The organism is Mycobacterium sp. E796, from assembly GCF_001672815.1.
Lineage (GTDB): Bacteria > Actinomycetota > Actinomycetes > Mycobacteriales > Mycobacteriaceae > Mycobacterium.
The window spans coordinates 1-18,042 of the sequence record NZ_LZKK01000156.1; the positions used below are offsets into that span (position 1 = coordinate 1).

General features: G+C 70.7%; 20 protein-coding genes. 4 read left to right on the forward strand and 16 right to left on the reverse strand.

Going from position 1 to position 18,042, the window contains the following annotated elements:
* Positions 1–1,026: PE family protein (locus tag A5706_RS33570; protein ID WP_068130297.1), on the forward strand; the 1,026-nt coding region annotated here is incomplete at its 5' end.
* On the opposite strand, the gene A5706_RS11330 is transcribed toward A5706_RS33570, so the two are convergent.
* Positions 1,023–2,132 carry a Xaa-Pro peptidase family protein gene (locus A5706_RS11330; RefSeq protein ID WP_068130300.1) on the reverse strand — a complete coding sequence of 370 codons (1,110 nt, stop codon included), beginning with the start codon at positions 2,130–2,132 and terminating at the stop codon, positions 1,023–1,025. The two genes, A5706_RS33570 and A5706_RS11330, sit on opposite strands and share 4 nt — an antisense overlap.
* A gap of 33 nt (positions 2,133–2,165) precedes the next feature.
* Here A5706_RS11330 and A5706_RS11335 point away from each other — a divergent pair, with 33 nt between their 5' ends.
* A complete protein-coding gene (locus A5706_RS11335) occupies positions 2,166–2,831 on the forward strand; it encodes a B-4DMT family transporter (RefSeq protein WP_197517809.1) in 666 nt (221 codons plus the stop codon).
* 25 nt (positions 2,832–2,856) lie between these two features.
* Here A5706_RS11335 and A5706_RS11340 read toward each other — a convergent pair whose 3' ends face one another.
* From A5706_RS11340 to A5706_RS11400, 13 genes are all read right to left on the reverse strand, one after another.
* Positions 2,857–3,774 (reverse strand): SAM-dependent methyltransferase, encoded by a 918-nt coding sequence (locus tag A5706_RS11340; RefSeq protein WP_068130303.1) that lies wholly within the window; start codon positions 3,772–3,774, stop codon positions 2,857–2,859.
* 105 nt (positions 3,775–3,879) lie between these two features.
* On the reverse strand, positions 3,880–4,545 hold the full coding sequence (locus tag A5706_RS11345; protein ID WP_068130306.1) for a helix-turn-helix domain-containing protein: 666 nt from the start codon (positions 4,543–4,545) through the stop codon (positions 3,880–3,882).
* Between the two features lie 26 nt (positions 4,546–4,571).
* Positions 4,572–5,075, reverse strand: a complete 504-nt coding sequence (locus A5706_RS11350; RefSeq protein ID WP_068130308.1) for a nuclear transport factor 2 family protein — start codon at positions 5,073–5,075, stop codon at positions 4,572–4,574.
* Between the two features lie 77 nt (positions 5,076–5,152).
* The gene (gene aroQ, locus A5706_RS11355; protein WP_068130311.1) at positions 5,153–5,584 is read right to left on the reverse strand and encodes a type II 3-dehydroquinate dehydratase; all 432 of its coding nucleotides are present in this window, start codon (positions 5,582–5,584) and stop codon (positions 5,153–5,155) included.
* Positions 5,581–6,663, reverse strand: a complete 1,083-nt coding sequence (gene aroB / locus A5706_RS11360) for a 3-dehydroquinate synthase (RefSeq protein ID WP_068130314.1) — start codon at positions 6,661–6,663, stop codon at positions 5,581–5,583. The genes aroQ and aroB overlap by 4 nt, the downstream gene beginning before the upstream one ends.
* On the reverse strand, positions 6,660–7,184 hold the full coding sequence (locus A5706_RS11365; protein WP_068130317.1) for a shikimate kinase: 525 nt from the start codon (positions 7,182–7,184) through the stop codon (positions 6,660–6,662). The genes aroB and A5706_RS11365 overlap by 4 nt, the downstream gene beginning before the upstream one ends.
* Entirely contained in the window at positions 7,184–8,389 is a 1,206-nt protein-coding gene (gene aroC / locus A5706_RS11370) for a chorismate synthase (protein WP_068130320.1), read from the reverse strand. Before aroC ends, A5706_RS11365 begins: the two co-directional genes overlap by 1 nt.
* Before the next feature lie 20 nt (positions 8,390–8,409).
* Complete coding sequence (locus A5706_RS11375; protein WP_068130325.1) at positions 8,410–8,829, reverse strand: A24 family peptidase; 420 nt, start codon at positions 8,827–8,829, stop codon at positions 8,410–8,412.
* An 11-nt stretch (positions 8,830–8,840) separates the two neighbouring features.
* The gene (locus tag A5706_RS11380; protein WP_231985188.1) at positions 8,841–9,650 is read right to left on the reverse strand and encodes a shikimate dehydrogenase; all 810 of its coding nucleotides are present in this window, start codon (positions 9,648–9,650) and stop codon (positions 8,841–8,843) included.
* Positions 9,625–10,872, reverse strand: a complete 1,248-nt coding sequence (gene mltG / locus A5706_RS11385; protein ID WP_068130328.1) for an endolytic transglycosylase MltG — start codon at positions 10,870–10,872, stop codon at positions 9,625–9,627. Before mltG ends, A5706_RS11380 begins: the two co-directional genes overlap by 26 nt.
* Positions 10,865–11,368 carry a Holliday junction resolvase RuvX gene (gene ruvX / locus A5706_RS11390; RefSeq protein ID WP_068130333.1) on the reverse strand — a complete coding sequence of 168 codons (504 nt, stop codon included), beginning with the start codon at positions 11,366–11,368 and terminating at the stop codon, positions 10,865–10,867. The genes mltG and ruvX overlap by 8 nt, the downstream gene beginning before the upstream one ends.
* Positions 11,369–14,080, reverse strand: coding sequence for an alanine--tRNA ligase (gene alaS, locus A5706_RS11395; protein ID WP_068130335.1), 2,712 nt, complete (start codon positions 14,078–14,080; stop codon positions 11,369–11,371).
* A 61-nt stretch (positions 14,081–14,141) separates the two neighbouring features.
* Positions 14,142–14,531: a secondary thiamine-phosphate synthase enzyme YjbQ gene (locus A5706_RS11400; protein ID WP_193376520.1), complete on the reverse strand. Its 390-nt coding sequence runs from the start codon at positions 14,529–14,531 to the stop codon at positions 14,142–14,144.
* Positions 14,532–14,702: 171 nt separating this feature from the next.
* Here A5706_RS11400 and A5706_RS11405 point away from each other — a divergent pair, with 171 nt between their 5' ends.
* Together A5706_RS11405 and A5706_RS11410 are read left to right on the forward strand one after the other, a co-directional pair.
* Positions 14,703–15,323, forward strand: coding sequence for an antibiotic biosynthesis monooxygenase (locus A5706_RS11405; RefSeq protein WP_068130337.1), 621 nt, complete (start codon positions 14,703–14,705; stop codon positions 15,321–15,323).
* Between the two features lie 114 nt (positions 15,324–15,437).
* On the forward strand, positions 15,438–16,061 hold the full coding sequence (locus A5706_RS11410) for a hypothetical protein (RefSeq protein WP_068130340.1): 624 nt from the start codon (positions 15,438–15,440) through the stop codon (positions 16,059–16,061).
* Between the two features lie 121 nt (positions 16,062–16,182).
* On the opposite strand, the gene A5706_RS11415 is transcribed toward A5706_RS11410, so the two are convergent.
* Together A5706_RS11415 and A5706_RS11420 are read right to left on the reverse strand one after the other, a co-directional pair.
* On the reverse strand, positions 16,183–16,518 hold the full coding sequence (locus A5706_RS11415; protein WP_068130344.1) for a hypothetical protein: 336 nt from the start codon (positions 16,516–16,518) through the stop codon (positions 16,183–16,185).
* Positions 16,515–17,864 carry a replication-associated recombination protein A gene (locus A5706_RS11420; RefSeq protein ID WP_068130346.1) on the reverse strand — a complete coding sequence of 450 codons (1,350 nt, stop codon included), beginning with the start codon at positions 17,862–17,864 and terminating at the stop codon, positions 16,515–16,517. Before A5706_RS11420 ends, A5706_RS11415 begins: the two co-directional genes overlap by 4 nt.
* Positions 17,865–18,042: the final 178 nt, after the last annotated feature.

Below are 18,042 nucleotides of genomic sequence, written 5' to 3' on the forward strand. Positions count from 1 at the left end.
GCGGCGGCCTTCCACCAGCAATTCGTCGGGCTGATGAACGCCGGGGTGGCGCAGTACGCCGGCGCCGAGGCCGCCAATACCGGCCCGCTGCAAACCCTCGAGCAGGACATCCTCGGAGTGATCAACGAGCCCACCAACCTACTGCTGGGACGCCCGCTGATCGGCAACGGCGCCGACGGCATAACCAACGCTCAGGGCATCGGCACGCCCGGTCAGGCGGGCGGGATCCTGTGGGGCAACGGCGGCAACGGCGGCACCAGCACCAACGCGGACGCTATCGGCGGCGCCGGCGGCCCGGCCGGGCTGTTCGGCAACGGCGGTATGGGCGGTGAAGGCGGCACCGGCGCCGCCGGCGGTGCCGGCGGGGCGGGTGGCCTCATCTACGGCAATGGCGGAAACGGTGGCCCGGGCGGGAGCTCCGTCCTCTTTGGCGGAGTCGGCGGCGCCGGCGGCTCGGCCTTCCTATTCGGCAACGGCGGATTCGGGGGCACCGGCGGCGCCGGCAGTACCGCCTTCGGCGGCGCCGGCGGCGCCGGCGGCAACGGCGGCATGATCTACGGCAACGGCGGCGGCGGCGGTCTCGGCGGCAGCACCGCTGGCTTCAACGGCGGTGACGGCGGCGCCGGAGGGCACGGCGGCGTCCTCTTCGGCGACGGCGGCGCCGGCGGTGGAGGCGGACAGGACACCAACCACAACGGCGCACCCGTCGGCGGCAGGGGCGGCGACGGTGGCACGGCCGGCGCGCTGTTCGGCAACGGCGGGGTCGGCGGTCCCGGCGGCGCCGCCGACAACGGCGGGGACGGCGGCAATGGCGGCGGTGCCGGGCTCGTCGGCAACGGGGGTGGCGGCGGCAGGGGCAGCGGCGGCTACGGCGGCGGCAACGGCGGGAACGGCGGGAACGCGATCCTGGTCGGCAGCGGCGGCAACGGCGGCAACGCCGGTACCGGCCTCACCGATGGTCATGGCGGCGCCGGCGGGACCGGCGGCGCGCTGTTCGGCGCCCATGGCACCAACGGCACCAGTTAGGTCAGGACGGCCAGCTCTTTGGGGAACCGGGTCAGCAGTTCGGGGCCGTGCCGGTCGGCGCCGTCCGGCACGACGAGGGTGTCCTCGATGCGCACGCCGCCGCGACCAGGCAGGTAGACGCCCGGCTCCACGGTGACCACCGACCCCGCCAGCAGCGCGCCGGTGGACGTGGCCCCGATCCCCGGCGCCTCGTGGATCTGCAGGCCCACGCCGTGCCCCAAGCCGTGGCCGAACTGCTCGGCGTACCCGGCGTCGGCGATCAGCTGGCGCGCGGCGCCGTCGACCTCGCGCAGATTGGCGCCGGGCTTCAGCGCCTCCCGGCCGGCCCGCTGCGCGTCGGCGACCAGCTGGTAGATGTCCAGCTGCCAGTCGGCGGCCTTGCCCAGCACGAAGGTGCGGGTCATGTCGGAGTGGTAGCCGGCGACCAGGGCGCCGAAGTCGATCTTGACGAAGTCGCCGTCGGCCAGCACCGCGTCGGTCGGGCGGTGGTGCGGGATGGCCGAATTCGGCCCGGCGGCCACGATGGTCTCGAACGAGATCGCGTCCGCGCCGTGGTCGAGCATCAGCGACTCCAGCTCGCGACTCACCTCGCGTTCGGTCCGGCCGGGCCGCAGGCCGCCGCGCGCCACCAGATCGGTCAACGCGGCGTCGGCCGCCTCACAGGCCAGGCGCAGCAGCGCGACCTCCCCCGCGTCCTTGACCTCGCGCAATCCCTCGACGGTCCCGGCGGCCCGCACCAACTCCGTCGATCCCTTGTGCTGCTCGACCTCGCTCGTCAGCGCGTCGAAGCCGTCGACGGTGACCACATTGCTCTCAAAGCCCAGCTTGCCGACGGCGGCGTCGACGGCCCGGCCCGCCAGGTAACGGCCGACGGCCCGCTCGATGGCAACCTCGAGGTCGGGCGCCTGCTCGGCGGCCTGGGTGCGGTACCGGCCGTCGGTGGCCAGCACGGGTTCGCGGTCGTCGGCAAACACCAGCAGCGCGCCGTTCGATCCTGAGAATCCGGACAGGTACCGCACGTTGACCAGGTCCGTGACCAGCATCGCGTCCAGCCCGCTGGCCCCGATCTGCGCTTTCAGCTTTTCTCGGCGCTGGGAATGTGTCACGACCCTTGACGGTACTCGCTACGCTTTCCCTTCATGAGGAACTGGATGCTGCGCGGATTGGTGTTCGCCGCCGCGATGGTCGTCGTCCGTTTGATACAAGGTGCACTGATCAACGCGTGGCAAACACAGGCCGGGCTGATCAGCGTCGTGCTGCTGCTCTTGTTCGTGGTCGGCGTCGTCGTGTGGGGGGTGCTAGACGGTCGGGCGGACGCCAAGGCGCAGCCGGATCCGGACCGCCGACAGGATCTGGCGATGACGTGGCTGCTGGCCGGCCTGTTGGCCGGCATCCTCAGCGGCGCCGTCTCCTGGCTCATCGCGCTCGCGTACTCCGGCCTGTACACCGGGGGCCTGATCAACGAGGTGACGACGTTCGCGGCCTTCACCGCGCTGCTGGTCTTCCTGCCTGGGATCATCGGCGTGGCCGTGGGCCGCTGGCGGGTCGACCGCAACCCGCCGGCCCGCCCGCACGGGGAGGGCGACGAACGGGCCGACACCGACGTCTTCTCGGCCGTCCGCGGCGACGAGGCGCCGACCGGCGAGATTCCCACGGCGGGAGCCCAGCACGAGGAGCGGACCGCTTCGGTCGCCACGGCCGAGCGTGACGCGCCGACCGAGACGATCCACACCGCGGCCGACCACGAGCCGAAGACCGAGGTGATCCGCACCGCTGACCAGAAGCCGGACGCGGAACCTAAGTAGGACTAGTCGGATCGCCGGACATCGGTCACATCCGCAGCGCCGTGACGAAGCTGATTGCCGCGGCCGAGCCCACGTGGCTCGCCTGGCGCAATGCCGGCAGCCGCGCGGCCGTGAAGAGGTCGCTGATCCCGAATTTCGTTGTAGCCCAGCCTTTTGCGTGTAAGTGAGCCGCGGCATCGGTGTGCTCGCCGGGGTAAATCAAACCCGCCATGTTCATGTCCAGACCGCGTCGCCGCCAGCCCTCGGCCATCAACCGTGCCTGTTCTCGGGACTCTGCTGACGTACCGGTGACCAGACCGTAGTCCGCGGCCAGCCGGCTGTCCCGGTAGGACAACGACATGATCGAGTCCAGCATCGAGACCTCTGCTTCCGGCGGCAGGTATCCGATCAAAAGACCCTCGACGAGCCATGCGGTGGGTTGCGCTGAGTCGAAGCCGGCGTCCTGCAACGCCGTTGGCCACGCTTCGCGCAAATCGACACCAATTGTTTCCAGGCTCGCGGTGGGGGCCGCGCCGAGGGCAGAGAGCGCGCCGCTTTTAAAGGCGATAACGTCAGGCTGGTCGATCTCGTAGACCCGCGTCCCCGCCGGCCAATCCAGCCGGTAGGCGCGGGTGTCCAGCCCGGAAGCCACGATCACCAACTGACGCACGCCCGCGTGCGTCGCCGCGACGCAGAAGTCGTCGAAGAAGCGGGTACGGGCGGCGAACATGTCGACCATCCGCGGAACACCGATGTCGCTTTCGAGGCTCCCCGAATCGATCTCGCCGCTGGCCAGTTGGCTCAGCACTTCCAGTCCGACGGCGCGCACCAAGGGCTCGGCCAGCTCGTCGGTGATGATCGGTTGCGGACGCCTGGTCGCGACCGCTCGCGCCGCGGCGACCATCGTCGCGGTGGCTCCCACACTGCTGGCCAGATCCCACGCATCATGCTCGGTTCGTGCCATCAGATCCCTCCTCTTCTGCGCGCATGGCGGCACGCCAAAGCGACTGTCGCAGCGGGTCTTTCGCACTCGGCTGCGGGCGCGGTGCGTTGATGTGATTGGGAACGATTACGGCTCGGACACCGGCGCCCGCAGTGACGCGGTGATGCGTTCGGCGGTCCGGCGAGTGGCTTCGATCATCCCGGCGGGGGGCCTGCCCGTCGGTAGCAACGTGGACACGACGGCGACGCCCGATGAACCGAGCGGTATCGCCATCGCGGAGCAGCTGTAGTCGGCTGCCACCTGCCCGGCGTCAACAACCGGAACCCTGGTGGCGCAGCTATAGTGCGCGCGAGCCTGCGCCGTTTCCGGCGGGACGGCGTCACCCGACTTCGCGACGTAGCGGATGGGTGTTCGCGCGTCGAGTGTGTCGAGGTATACGGGACCGTCGCCCAAATTGACCGACAGGCTCACGGCCGCCCCGGTGCGTGCCGCGAGTTCGGCCATGGGCCGCTGGGCCGCGACGCGCAGTCGGGCCACGGGCGTGACCGTCGCACCGAGGCGGAGCACAGTCGCGCCCAGGCTGTAGCGCGAGCCGTCCCGCCGAACTGCTCCTACCTCGACCAGCTGGCGAAGGAGTCGATGCACCGTCGGATGGGGCAGCCCCGCGGCTGCGCTGAGGTCCACCAGCCGCACCGGTTGCAGCTCGGCGACCAGGTCGAGAAGCGCGAAGGCAGTATGGATGACGCTTCGGGCTGGGCCGGCTGGTTCGGACTTTCCCGCGGTGGGGGCCATGCAACAGCGTACCGTCACCCGGGGCATCAACGGGTCCTCGCGGCGCGCAAGTAGTTGCTGATGTCGGACGTGTCCGGCAGCGGCGGCGTGGCAGCGGAGAGCAGACCGGCTTGGCGCAGGACCTGAGCCTGGTCCCAGTAGAGCGTCTCGCTCAGCATCAAAGAGTCGCGGAACTTGACGATCACGACGAAGGCGACTTCGAGTGGCACCCCCGTCGGGGCCACCCCGGGCAGCAGCTGCGGTACCTCGCGGTCGTGGGTGAGCCGCATGATGCACTCATCGACCAAGACGTCGTCACCGATCGAGCGGGCAATGAGGTCAAGCTCGGTGTCCGGCGGCTGTCCTGGGATGAAGACGTCGGCGTAATAGGCGCGCAGGGCCTCGCGCCCGGATGCGCCGCTCATCGTCGGCAGGTGCATGACGCGCGCCTCAGGCACCATTGTCGACACCGCGAGATCTGCGTCCCTGCAGGCGAATTCGTAGCGGGTGTGCTGCTCCCAGAGCTCCACCATGTCAATGCGGTTCATCACGATGGAACGCTAAGACTGCCGCGACGGGGCCGGCAAACCAATGTCCGGAGAGTGGACATTCGGCCAGCCCTGGCCGACTAGCCGGCGGCTTCCGCCAGGTAGCGCAGGGCGAGCAGGTAGCCCTCGATGCCCAGCCCGACGATCACCCCGGTCGCAACCGGGCTGAGGTAGGAGTGCCGCCGAAACTCCTCGCGGGCATGCACGTTGGAGATGTGCACCTCGATCAGCGGCGCGCGCAACTCTGCGCACGCGTCGCGCAGCGCCACCGACGTGTGGGTGAGGCCGCCGGCGTTGAGGATCACCGGCTCACCGGCATCGGCGGCCGCATGGATCCAGTCCAGTAGCTGCGATTCGTTATCGCTTTGCCGCACAACCACTTTGAGCCCCAGGGCGGCGGCTTCGCGCTCGATCAGCTCCACCAGCTGGTCGTGCGTGGTGTCGCCGTACACGTCTGGCTCGCGGCGGCCCAGCCGGCCCAGGTTCGGGCCGTTGATCACGTTCACCGTCATGAGGCCCCCAACCCGGAGTAGGCCGCCGCCAGCAGCGACGGATCCGGTCCCGTCAGCCGGCCCGGCTTCCCGAGCCCGTCGAGGACCACGAACCGAAGCACGCCGGCGCGGGTTTTCTTGTCCCCGGCCATGTATTCCAGCAACTGCGGCAACGCGTCGGCGTCGTAGGTGACCGGCAGGCCGAGCGAGGTCAGGATGCTGCGGTGGCGCTCCGCCGTGTCGTCGTCGAGGCGGCCCGCGAGGCGGGCCAGCTCCGCGGCGAACACCAGGCCCACCGACACCGCGGCGCCGTGGCGCCACCGGTAGCGCTCCCGGCGCTCGATCGCGTGCGCCAAAGTGTGTCCGTAGTTGAGGATTTCGCGCAGCTCCGACTCCTTCTCGTCGGCGGCGACCACCTCCGCCTTGACGGCGATCGCGCGCCGGATCAGCTCCGGCAGCACGTCGCCCGCGGGGTCCAGCGCGGCCTGCGGGTCGGCCTCGATGAGGTCGAGGATCACCGGGTCGGCGATGAACCCCGCCTTCACCACCTCGGCCATCCCGGCGACGAGTTCGTTGCGCGGCAACGTCTTCAGCGTCTGCAGGTCGACGAGGACGGCCAGCGGCTGATGGAACGCGCCGACGAGGTTCTTGCCGGCGTCGGTGTTGATGCCGGTCTTGCCGCCGACGGCCGCGTCGACCATGCCCAGCAACGTGGTGGGGACGTGCACGATGTCGACGCCGCGCAGCCAGGTCGCCGCCGCGAAACCGGCGACGTCGGTGGCCGCGCCGCCGCCGAGGCTGACCACGGCGTCCTTGCGGCCGATCCCGATGCGCCCCAACACCTCCCAGATGAATCCCACGACGGGCAGGTCCTTGCCCGCCTCGGCGTCCGGGATCTCGATGCGGTGCGCGTCAATCCCCTTGTCGGCCAAGCGAATTCGGATCTCCTCGGCGGTCTCGCCCAACACGGGCTGATGCAGGACGGCGACCCGGTGCCGGCCGGACAGTAGGCCCTCCAGCTCGCCGAGCAGGCCGGTGCCGATCACCACCGGATACGGTTCGTCGACGGCCACGTACACGGTGACCGGGGCGGCGGTCATGTGGCGGCCCCGCTCGTCGTCTCCAACCGGCTCAGGATGTTGCGTACCACCGCGCCGGGATTGCGGCGGTTGGTGTCGACCCGGATGGTCGCGACGCGCCGGTACAGCGGGACCCGCTTGGCCATCAGGTCGCGGTATTTCTCCGCGCGGTCCGGCCCGGCCAGCAGCGGGCGCACGGCGGTTCCGCCGGTGCGCCGCACCCCTTCGCGGGCGCCGATCTCGAGGTAGATGACCGTGTGCCCGGCGAGCGCCTCGCACACGCCCGGGCTGGTGACCGCGCCACCGCCGAGCGACAGGACGCCGTCGTGCTCGGCCAGCGCCGCGCGCACCACCTGTTCCTCGATGCGGCGGAACTCCTGTTCCCCGTCGGTGGCGAAGATGTCGGCGATGCTGCGTCCGGTCTGCTGCTCGATCGCCGCGTCGGTGTCGAGCAGGTCGACCCCGAGCGCCTTGGCCAGCCGTCGCCCGATGGTGGACTTGCCGGAGCCCGGCAGCCCCACCAGCACCGCCTTGGGGGCCATCACGCGGTACCGCGCGCGGCGGGCGATTCCCGATCGGCGACCGCGCGCTGGTAGGACTCGACATTGCGGCGGGTTTCGGTCAGCGAGTCGCCGCCGAACTTCTCCAGCGCCGCGCGGGCCAGCACCAGCGCGACCATGGTCTCGACCACGACGCCGGCGGCCGGCACCGCGCACACGTCCGAGCGCTGATGGATCGCGACGGCCTCGCCGCCGGTCGCCATGTCGACGGTGGCCAGGGCCCGCGGGACGGTGGAGATGGGCTTCATCGCGGCGCGCACCCGCAGCGGCTGGCCGTTGGTCATGCCGCCTTCCAGCCCGCCGGCGCGGTTGGTCGAGCGGACGACGCCGTCGGGCCCGGGGTACATCTCGTCGTGGGCGCGGCTGCCGCGGCGCCGCGCGGTCTCGAAGCCGTCACCGATCTCGACGCCCTTGATCGCCTGGATGCCCATCACGGCGGCGGCAAGCTGGCTGTCCAGCCGGTTGTCGCCGCTGGTGAACGAGCCCAGCCCGACCGGCAGGCCCAGCGCCACCACCTCGACGACGCCGCCGAGGGTGTCGCCGTCCTTCTTGGCCGCCTCGATCTCGGCGATCATCGCTTCCTCGGCCGCCTTGTCGAACGCGCGGACCGGGCTGTCGTCGATCGCGGCCAGGTCCTCCGGGCGCGGCGGCGGACCGTCGTAGGGCTTGGACGGGCCGATCGCGATGACGTGCGAGAGCACCTCGACGCCGAGCGCCTGACGCAGGAACGAGCGGGCCACGGTCCCGGCCGCGACGCGGGCGGCGGTCTCGCGGGCGCTGGCCCGTTCCAGCACCGGCCGGGCGTCGTCGAAGCCGTACTTGAGCATGCCCGCGTAGTCGGCGTGGCCCGGCCGCGGCCGGGTCAGCGGTTCGTTGCGGGCGCTGTTCGTCAGTTCCGTCGGGTCCACCGGGTCGGTGGCCATCACGGTTTCCCACTTCGGCCACTCGGTGTTGCCGATCTCGATCGCGATCGGCCCGCCCAGGGTGACGCCGTGGCGGATCCCGGAAAGGATGGTCACCGCGTCGCGCTCGAACTTCATCCGCGCGCCGCGGCCGTAGCCCAGGCGGCGGCGGGCCAGCTGATCGGCGATTTCGGTGGACGTGACGTCGACGCCGGCGACCATGCCTTCGACCACGGCCACCAGCGCGCGACCATGGGATTCTCCGGCGGTGATCCAGCGCAACACCCGGCCATTCTCCCATGTGCTCAACCCAGCCAGGCCAACCCCGCCGCGCCCGCCGTGGCCAGGCACATCGACGGGCCGTGCGGCACGGTGCGCGTGCCGCGCGCCAGCGCGACCACCCCGGCGAGCGCCGTGAGCAGCGGTGCGCCCAGCGCCGCCAGGAACCACACGTCCGGGCCGAAACAGCCGGCCAGGCCGCCCAGCCCGAGCGCCAGCTTGACGTCGCCGGCCCCCATCGCCGCCGGGGCGACAAGGTGGACCGCCAGGTACGCCCCGGTCAACGCCGCCGCGCCGGCCAGCGCGGGCAGCCCGCGACCCGCCAGGGCGGCGACCAGCAGTATGCCGGCGGCCCCGGGCAGCGTCAGCGCGTTGGGCAGCCGGCGCGACCGGATGTCGTAGGCGCTCAGCGCCGCCATCCACAGCACCACCACCCCGGCCGCCATGGAGCGGCAGGCTAGCGCAGCGCCGCCTCCATCGCCGCTCGCGGCGCGGGCAGCCCAGTGAACTGTTCCACCTGGGAAAACGCCTGGTGCAGCAGCATCTGCAGGCCGTCGATCACCCGGCCGCCCGCCGCGCCGACCGCGGCGGCCAGCGGCGTCGGCCACGGGTCGTAGACCGCGTCCAGCAGCACCGGGATCGCGGCGAACCCGCCGGCATACCGCGCGGCCACGTCCGCCGGGATGGTGCTGACCAGCACCTGCGCGCCCGCCACCTCGTCGGCCAGCCCGGCGTCGTCCAGGCCGCAGTACCGGGTCTCGACGCCGACGCGGGCGCCGAGGTCCACCAGCCGGGCGGCCTTGTCCGGATCCCGCGCGACGACGGTGATGCCGGTGACGCCGAGTTCGGCCAGGCCGACGACGGCCGCCGGCGCGGTCCCGCCCGATCCACAGACCAGCGCCCATCCCGAGGCCGAACCGATGGCGCCAGCGACCCCGTCGACGTCGGTGTTGTCGGCCCGCCAGCCCGCCGCCGTGCGCACCAGGGTGTTCGCGGAGCCGACCAGGGCCGCGCGCTCGGTGTGCTCGTCGGCGAATCGCAGGGCGGCGAATTTGCCCGGCATGGTCACCGACACCCCGACCCACTCTGGTCCGAAACCGCCGACCACGCCGGGCAGCTCCTCGGCGCCGCACTCGATGCGGTCGTAGGTCCAGTCGTTCAGGCCCAGCGCCCGGTACGCGGCCAGGTGCAGGTCAGGGGACTTCGAATGGGCGATGGGGCGCCCGAGCACCCCCGCCTTTCTAGCGGGGCGTGCTGTCGAGGACACCGTTGTGCTTAGCCAGCTCGATATTGGCCAAATGCTGCTGATAGTCCTTGGTGAACAGCGTCGTGCCCTGGGCATCGATGGTGACGAAGTACAGCCAGTCCCCCGGCTCCGGATGCTCGGCCGCGCGCAGCGCGTCGACGCCGGGCGAACAGATCGCCGTGGCGGGCAGCCCCTGCGACACGTAGGTGTTCCACGGGGTCCGCTGGGCGCGGTCGGCGTCGGAGGTGGCGACCTCGCGGCGGTCCAGCGGATAGTTCACGGTCGAGTCGAATTCCAGCGTGTGGTGCGCGTGCAGGCGGTTGTAGATCACCTGCGCCACCTTCGCGAAGTCCTGCGAATTGGATTCCTGCTGCACCAGCGAGGCGACCACCAGGATGTCGTAGGGCGACACCCCCCTGGCCTGCGCGGAGTCCAGCAGCCCGGACTTCATGTACTCCACGGCGCCCGCGCTGATCAGGCTGGTCAGGATGCTTTCGGCCGACGACGCCGGGTCGACGTTGAAGGTCCCCGGCGCGATCAGTCCCTCGATGCGGCGGTGGTCCTTGCCCAGTTCGGTCACGGGCTCGACGGCCCAGGGCGGCACCGCCAGTGTCGTGGGCGCGCTGTCGGAGGCCGCGGTGCGCAGGTCGTCGACCGACACGCAGCGCTTGGTGCCGTCCAGGTCCACACAGGTGGCGCGGGAGATCAACGAGAAGATGCCGGGATTCACCACGTTGGTCTTCATGTCGGTGGTGTCGTCGAGCTGACGGCCCTCGGGGATGACCAGCCGCCCCACCCGGTTGTTCGGGTCGGCCAGCCGCGCGACGGCGTTGGCCGCCGGGATTTCGGTGCGCATCCGGTAGTAGCCGGGCTGGATCGAGTTGATCGCGGCGTTGCCATGCGCGGCGTTGACGAACGCGCGCACCGTCGCAACGACCCCCTGGCTGTGCAGCGTCTCGCCGACCATGGTGGTCGAGTCGCCGTCCTGCACGTGAATCACGATGTCGCGCTTGCCGTTTCCGCTGTAGTCGTCACCGGAGCCGAACATTGTGTTCCACAGCCGGGTGCCGACGAAGACGACGGTCACCATCACCACGACGGACAGCACGAGGGCGACCCGGCCGATGAAGCGCTTGCGCCGCTTGCGCTGTGCTGCACGGTTGCGGGCAACCCGGCTCGTCCGGCGCCGTGGCGAGCCGACCGCCTCGGGCTCGGCGCGCTGGCCGCGGGCGCTGTCAACCATCGGTGAGCCCCCCGGTCGCCGCGCGGCGCTGGTCGAGCCAGCTCTGCAGGATCGCCACCGCCGCGGCCTGGTCGATCACCGCGCGCTGCTCGCGGGCCCGCACCCCCGCGGCGCGCAGCGACCGCTGGGCGCTCACGGTGGTCAGCCGCTCGTCGGCCAGCCGGACCGGCGTCGGGGCGATCCGCCGGGCCAGCGTCTCGGCCAGTTCGATCGCGTCCACCGCCGACGGCCCGGTGCGGTCGGCCAGGGTGCGCGGCAGCCCGACGATCACCTCGACGGCCCCCAGCTCGGCGGCCAGCTCGGCCAGCCGGCGCACGTGCCTGCCGGAACGGTCGCGACGCACCGTCTCCACCGGGGTGGCCAGGATGCCGTCGGGGTCGCTGGCGGCCACGCCGATGCGCACGCTCCCCACGTCGACACCGAGCCGACGACCACGCCCAGGGTCCTGATCAGGGTCGCCGGGCCGGTCCGGTAGGCGGTGCTGTGTCAAGACCACTCAACCGACCCGCGCGATCTCGCGTACTGCCTTGAGGACCGCGTCGAGGGCCGCGTCGATGCCGGTCGGGTCCTTCCCCGAGCCCTGCGCCAGGTCGGCCTTGCCGCCGCCGCGGCCGTCGACGGCCCCGGCGACCTGCTTGATCAGCTCGTTGGCGCTCAGACCGAGCTCCTGGGCGGCGGCGTTGGCGGCGACGGCGTAGGGCACTGAATTGCCCTCGCCCGCTGAGTTGTCCGCGATCAGCGCGACCACCGCCGGATCGCTGCCCAGCTTGCCCCGGATGTCGCCGGCCAGGGAGCGCAGGTCGCCCGCAGTCATCCCGCTCGACATCCGCTGCGCCACCACACGCACGTTACCGATCCGCTCGGCGCCGGCCGCGGCGTTGGTCGCGGCGGCCCGCGCGCCCGCGAGCCGGGCGCGTTCGAGTTCCTTCTCGGCGGCCTTGAGCCGGTCCACCAGGTTGGCGACCCGGGCCGGCACCTCCTCGGACGGCACCTTCAGCGACGACGCCAGCCCGGCCATCAGCGCGCGCTCCTTGGCCAGGTGGCGGAACGACTCCAGCCCGACGTAGGCCTCCACCCGTCGGATCCCGGAACCGATCGACGACTCGCCCAGGATGGTCACCGGCCCGATCTGCGCCGAGTTGTGCACGTGCGTGCCGCCGCACAGCTCCAGCGAGAACGGCCCGCCGATCTCCACCACGAGCACCTCGTCGGGATAGGCCTCGCCGAACAGGGCCATCGCCCCCATCGCCTTGGCCTTCTCGAGCTGCTCGGTGAAGGTGTGCACCTCGAAGTCGGCCTGTACCGCCTCGTTGGTGACCTCCTCGATCTGGGTGCGCTGGTCCTCGGTCAGCGCGCCCTGCCAGTTGAAGTCGAAGCGCAGGTAGCCCGGCCGGTTCAGTGACCCGGCCTGAACGGCGTTGGGCCCCAACACCTGTCGCAGCGCGGCGTGCACCATGTGGGTGCCCGAGTGGCCCTGCGTGGCGCCGCGGCGCCAGCCCGGATCCACCGCGGCGACGACGGTATCGCCCTCCACGAATTCGCCGGACTCCACGTTGACCCGGTGCACGAACAAGGTTTTGGCGATCTTCTGCACGTCGGTGACGGCCGCTCGGGCGCTCTTGTTTGCACCGGTTCCGCTGATGCTGCCCTCGTCGGCGATCTGCCCGCCCGACTCGGCGTAGAGCGGGGTGCGGTCCAGCACCAGCTCCACGCGGTCCGCGCCATCGCCGCCGTGCGCGACGACGGGCACCCGTTTGCCGTCCACGAAGATGCCCAAAATCCTTGCCTCGGAGGTCAACTCGTCGAACCCGGTGAACTCGGTGGGACCGGCGTCGACCAGCTCGCGGTAGGCGCTCAGGTCGGCGTGCGCGTGCTTGCGCGCGGCGGCGTCGGCCTTGGCGCGGCGGCGCTGCTCGGCCATCAGCTCCCGGAAGCCGATCTCGTCGACCTGCAGGCCGGCCTCGGCGGCCATCTCGAGGGTGAGCTCGATCGGGAAGCCGTAGGTGTCGTGCAGGGTGAACGCGTCCGACCCGGATACCACCGTCGCGCCGGTCGCCTTGGTGGCGCCGGCGACGTCCTCGAACAGCTTCGAACCCGACGCCAGCGTGCGGTTGAAGGCGGTCTCCTCGGCGACGGCGATGCGCCGGATCCGGTCGAAATCGGTGACGAGTTCGGGGTACGACGGGCCCATCGAGTCGCGCACGGTGGCCATCAGGTCCCCGACGATCGGCCCCTCGATGCCGAGCAGCTTGGCCGAGCGGATCACCCGGCGCAGCAGCCGGCGCAAGACGTAGCCGCGCCCGTCGTTGCCGGGGCTGACGCCGTCGCCGATCAGGATCGCGGCGGTGCGGCTGTGGTCGGCGATGACGCGGTAGCGCACGTCGTCCTCGTGGTTACCGGTGTCGTATCCGCGCGGCGCGCGGGTGGCGACCAGATCGATGACCGGTCGCAGCAGGTCGGTCTCGTACACGTTGTGCACGCCCTGCAGCACGAACGCGACCCGCTCGACGCCCATGCCGGTGTCGATGTTCTTGCGGGGCAACGGCCCGAGGATCTCGAAGTCGGTCTTGGAGGTGCCCTCGCCGCGCTCGCTCTGCATGAACACGAGGTTCCACAGCTCGACGTAGCGGTCCTCGTTGGCGATCGGGCCGCCCTCGACGCCGAACTCGGGGCCGCGGTCGTAATAGATCTCCGACGACGGCCCGCACGGCCCCGGGATGCCCATCGACCAGTAGTTGTCCTCCATGCCGCGGCGCTGGATCCGCTCCGCCGGCAGCCCGGCGATCTCCTGCCACAGCGAGAACGCCTCGTCGTCATCGAAATAGACTGTGGCCCAGAGCCTTTCGGGATCCAGGCCGTATCCGCCGTCGTCGATCGAATTGGTCAGCAGCGCCCAGGCCAGCTCGATTGCCCGGCGCTTGAAGTAGTCGCCGAACGAGAAGTTGCCGGCCATCTGGAAGAAGGTGTTGTGCCGGGTGGTGATGCCCACCTCGTCGATATCGGGGGTGCGGATGCACTTTTGGATGCTGGTGGCCGTCGCGTACGGCGGCGTGCGCGCGCCCAGGAAGAACGGCACGAACTGGACCATGCCGGCGTTGACGAACAGCAGGTTGGGGTCGTCGAGGATCACCGATGCGCTCGGCACCTCGGTGTGGCCCGCCTTCACGAAGTGATCGAGGAATCGCTTCCTGATCTCGTGTGTCTGCACTTCTAGTCCGCTTCTTCCTAGTTGCTTTGCTTTGCTTCGATTGGATTCCCAGCCTAGCCAGCTAGCCCTCCAGGAAGCTCAACCGCACCGACCGCCGTGGATTGTCCCGGTTGAGGTCGACCAACACGATGCTTTGCCAGGTGCCCAGCTGCGGGTCACCGCTGGCGACCGGCACCGTCACCGACGGCGCGACGATCGCCGGCAGCACGTGGTCGGCGCCGTGGCCCGGCGATCCGTGCGCGTGCCGGTACCGCTCGTCGCGCGGCAACAGCCGTTCCAGCGTGTCGACCAGGTCGTCGTCGGACCCGGCCCCGGTCTCGATGATCGCGACCCCGGCCGTGGCGTGCGGGACGAACACGTTGCACAGGCCGTCGCCGTAGCTGAAGCAGAACCGGCGCACCGCATCGGTCAGATCGACGATGCGGCGCTGAGCGGTGTCTACCTGCAGCACATCGGTATGCACCCGGTCCAGCCTACGGCGCGCCCCGCGGCACCGGCCAATCGTTTGTGAGGGCTGCCACACCCCCGGGGGGCATTGTCACCGCGGCCGGCCAGGAGGAACGTATCTGGTTGGACCGGTGGCGCCACCGGGGCGCTGCCCCGAACAAAGAGGGGGTGGATCGTGTACGCACGCTCTACCACTATTCAGGCGCAACCCTCGTCGATCGACGCGGGAATAGCGCATGTTCGCGACGAGGTCATGCCGGGACTCCAGGCCATGGCGGGGTGCATCGGCGTGTCCCTGCTGGTCGACCGGGAGTCCGGCCGCTGCATCGCCACCAGCGCCTGGGAGAGCGAGGACGCCATGCGCGCCAGCGGGGACCAGGTGACGCCCATCCGCGACCGGGCCGCGGAAATGTTCGGCGGCACGGCGAACGTGGAGCAGTGGGAGATCGCCGCGCTGCACCGCGATCACCGCGCGCCCGACGGCGCCGGCGTGCGTGCGACGTGGGTCAGGGTGCCGCAAGGCCAAATGGACCCTGGCATCGAGTACTTCAAGTCGTCCGTCCTGCCTCAACTCGAGGAGCTCGACGGGTTCTGCAGCGCCAGCCTGCTGGTCGACCGCGCGTCCGGGCGCGGCGTGTCTTCGGTGACGTTCGACAGCATGGACGCGATGCAGCGCAACCGCGAGCAGGCGACCGCCCTCAAGATCGCGTCGATGCGCGAGGCGGGCGTCGAGGAACTCGACGAGCGCGAGTTCGAGCTGGCGCTGGCGCACCTGCGGGTACCCGAGCTGGTCTGATCCGGTTTCGGGCCCATTGCCACCCCTACCCCGACGAGGAGGAAGGTAGTCATTGGGCCCCGGTGGCGCCACCGGGGCCCAGTCAAATCCAGGCCCCGACAAGGAGGCTCACCAATGTACGCACGCTCCACCACCATTCAGGCGCAACCCCTGTCCGTCGACATCGGCATTGCGCACATTCGCGATGTCGTCATGCCCGCCCTGCAGGAGATGGACGGGTATGTCGGTCTGTCGCTGTTGGTTGATCGGCAGGGCGGCACCTGCATCGCCACCAGCTCGTGGGACAGCTTGGAGAAGATGCGCGCCAGCGCCGAGCGGGTGGCGCCCATCCGTGACCGCGCCGCCATGATGTTCTCCGGCCAGGCGAGGGTCGAAGAATGGGACATATCCCTGATGCGCCGCGATCATCGGGCGCATCAGGGAGCGTGCGTGCGGGCCACCTGGCTCAAGGTGGTGCCGGACCATCTCGAGCGGTCCCTCAACTTCTACCGGATGTACGTGCTCCCGGAGTTGGAGACGCTCGACGGCTTCTGCAGCGCCAGCCTGATGGTCGACCACCCGGCGTGCCGGCGGGCGGTGGCGTGCTCGAGCTTCGACAGCGTCGAAGCGATGGCCCGAAACCGCGACCGGGCGAGCGAGCTGCGCAGCAGGCGCGCCCGCGACCTGGGCGCCGAGGTGCTCGACGTGGCCGAGTTCGAGCTGGCCATCGCGCATTTGCGGGTGCCGGAGCTGGTCTAGGGCCGGCGTGAGTGTGTAACTAGGGCTTTTCGTGTGCATCCACGGCGGGAATCCGGCGAAATCTGCGCCCTAGATACCCACGCAAAGCCGTCAGCTCACACCCTGTGACCACTGCGACTGCTTAGGGCAGCGCGTCCCCGGGGAACCCGCGGCACTCGTGCACCTGGTAGGTGAACACCCCCGCCGCGACCCCGGGGTCGTCGGCCATGATGGCGCGGGTGTCGTCGACGCTCGCGGCGAACACCCCGATGCCGCAGACATCGGACTCGTCGGTGACCGGCAACACCACCGCCAGCACGCCGTCGTCGCGCAGGCCGAAGTTGCGCCGGCCGTGCTCCCAGATGATCGGCGGCGACGACTCGTCGCCGAACCTGGGGCCGCGCTTGAGGATGACGACGCTGTAGGCCTTGGCTGTGGGCAGCAGCCGGCCCATCTCCTCGTCGGTGAAGGTTCTCATGCCCGTCCCCTCTTACGGATGATCGCGCGCAGCCGGTCCAGTCGACCGGCCATCTCCCGCTCGCCGCCGCGGCCGGTGGGCCGATAGTAGTCCACGTCCACCAGCTCGTCGGGCGGATATTGTTGGGGCACAACGCCATCCGGGGCGTCATGCGAGTACTTGTAACCCTGCGCGTTGCCCAGCGCCGCGGCGCCGGAGTAGTGCCCGTCGCGCAGGTGCGGCGGCACCAGCCCGGCCTTGCCGGCCCGGATGTCGTTCATGGCCGCTGCGAGCGCGGTGGTGACCGCGTTGGACTTCGGCGCGGTGGCCAGGTGGATGGTGGCGTGCGCCAGTGTCAGCTGGGCCTCCGGCATGCCGATCAGCGCCACGGTCTGGGCGGCGGCGACCGCGGTCTGCAGCGCGGTCGGATCGGCCATCCCGATGTCCTCGCTGGCCAGGATCATCAGCCGGCGCGCGACGAACCGCGGGTCCTCGCCCGCGACCAGCATGCGGGCCAGGTAGTGCAGCGCGGCGTCGACGTCGGAGCCGCGGACCGACTTGATGAAGGCGCTGACGACGTCGTAGTGCTGGTCGCCGTCGCGGTCATAGCGCACGGCGGCCTTGTCCAGCGACTGCTCGATGGTCTCGACCGTGACGACATCATTTGCCTCCGCCGCGACCTCGAGCGCGGTCAGCGCGCGGCGGGCATCGCCGGCGGCCAGCTGCACCAGGAGGTCGACGGCCTCGGGCTGCACCTCGACGCGGCCGCCGAGGCCGCGGGGGTCGTCGATCGCGCGGCGGACCAGCGTGCGGATGTCGTCGGACGTCAGCGGCCGCAGCTGCAGGATCAGCGACCGGGACAAGAGCGGCGCCACCACGGAGAACGAGGGGTTCTCCGTCGTCGCCGCCACCAGCAGCACCACCCGGTTCTCCACCGCGGACAGCAGCGCGTCCTGCTGGGTCTTGGAGAACCGGTGCACCTCGTCGATGAACAGCACGGTCTGTTCGCCGGAAAGGAGCGCGTGCCGCGCCTTGTCTATCACCGCCCGGACGTCCTTCACGCCGGCCGACAGCGCCGACAGCGCCTCGAACCGGCGGCCCGTCGACCCCGAGATCAGCGCCGCCAGTGTGGTCTTGCCGCTGCCCGGGGGGCCGTACAGGATGACGGACGCGACACCCGAGCCCTCCACCAGGCGGCGCAGCGGCGACCCGGGTGCCAGCAGGTGGCCCTGGCCGACGACTTCGTCCAGCGATGCCGGCCGCATCCGCACCGCCAGCGGCGCACCCGCCGACACGCCGAAGCCCTGGTCAGTTGTCTGCGATGCGCCGGGAAGGTCGAAGAGACCGTCGGACACGGTTTTAGGCATACCACGTCCGGGCGACGGGGTGTGCCGGGGCGAAAAGCGGCGAAAACAATACGCGCGTCCTGGCGACTTATTTGCTAAGTTCCGGGTTGCCAGATTCCGTGCGCGTGGCCACAAGTTGAATCCAACAGCTAGGACGGACATGAGCCAGCCCCCCGAGTACCCCGGCACCCCCCAGAAC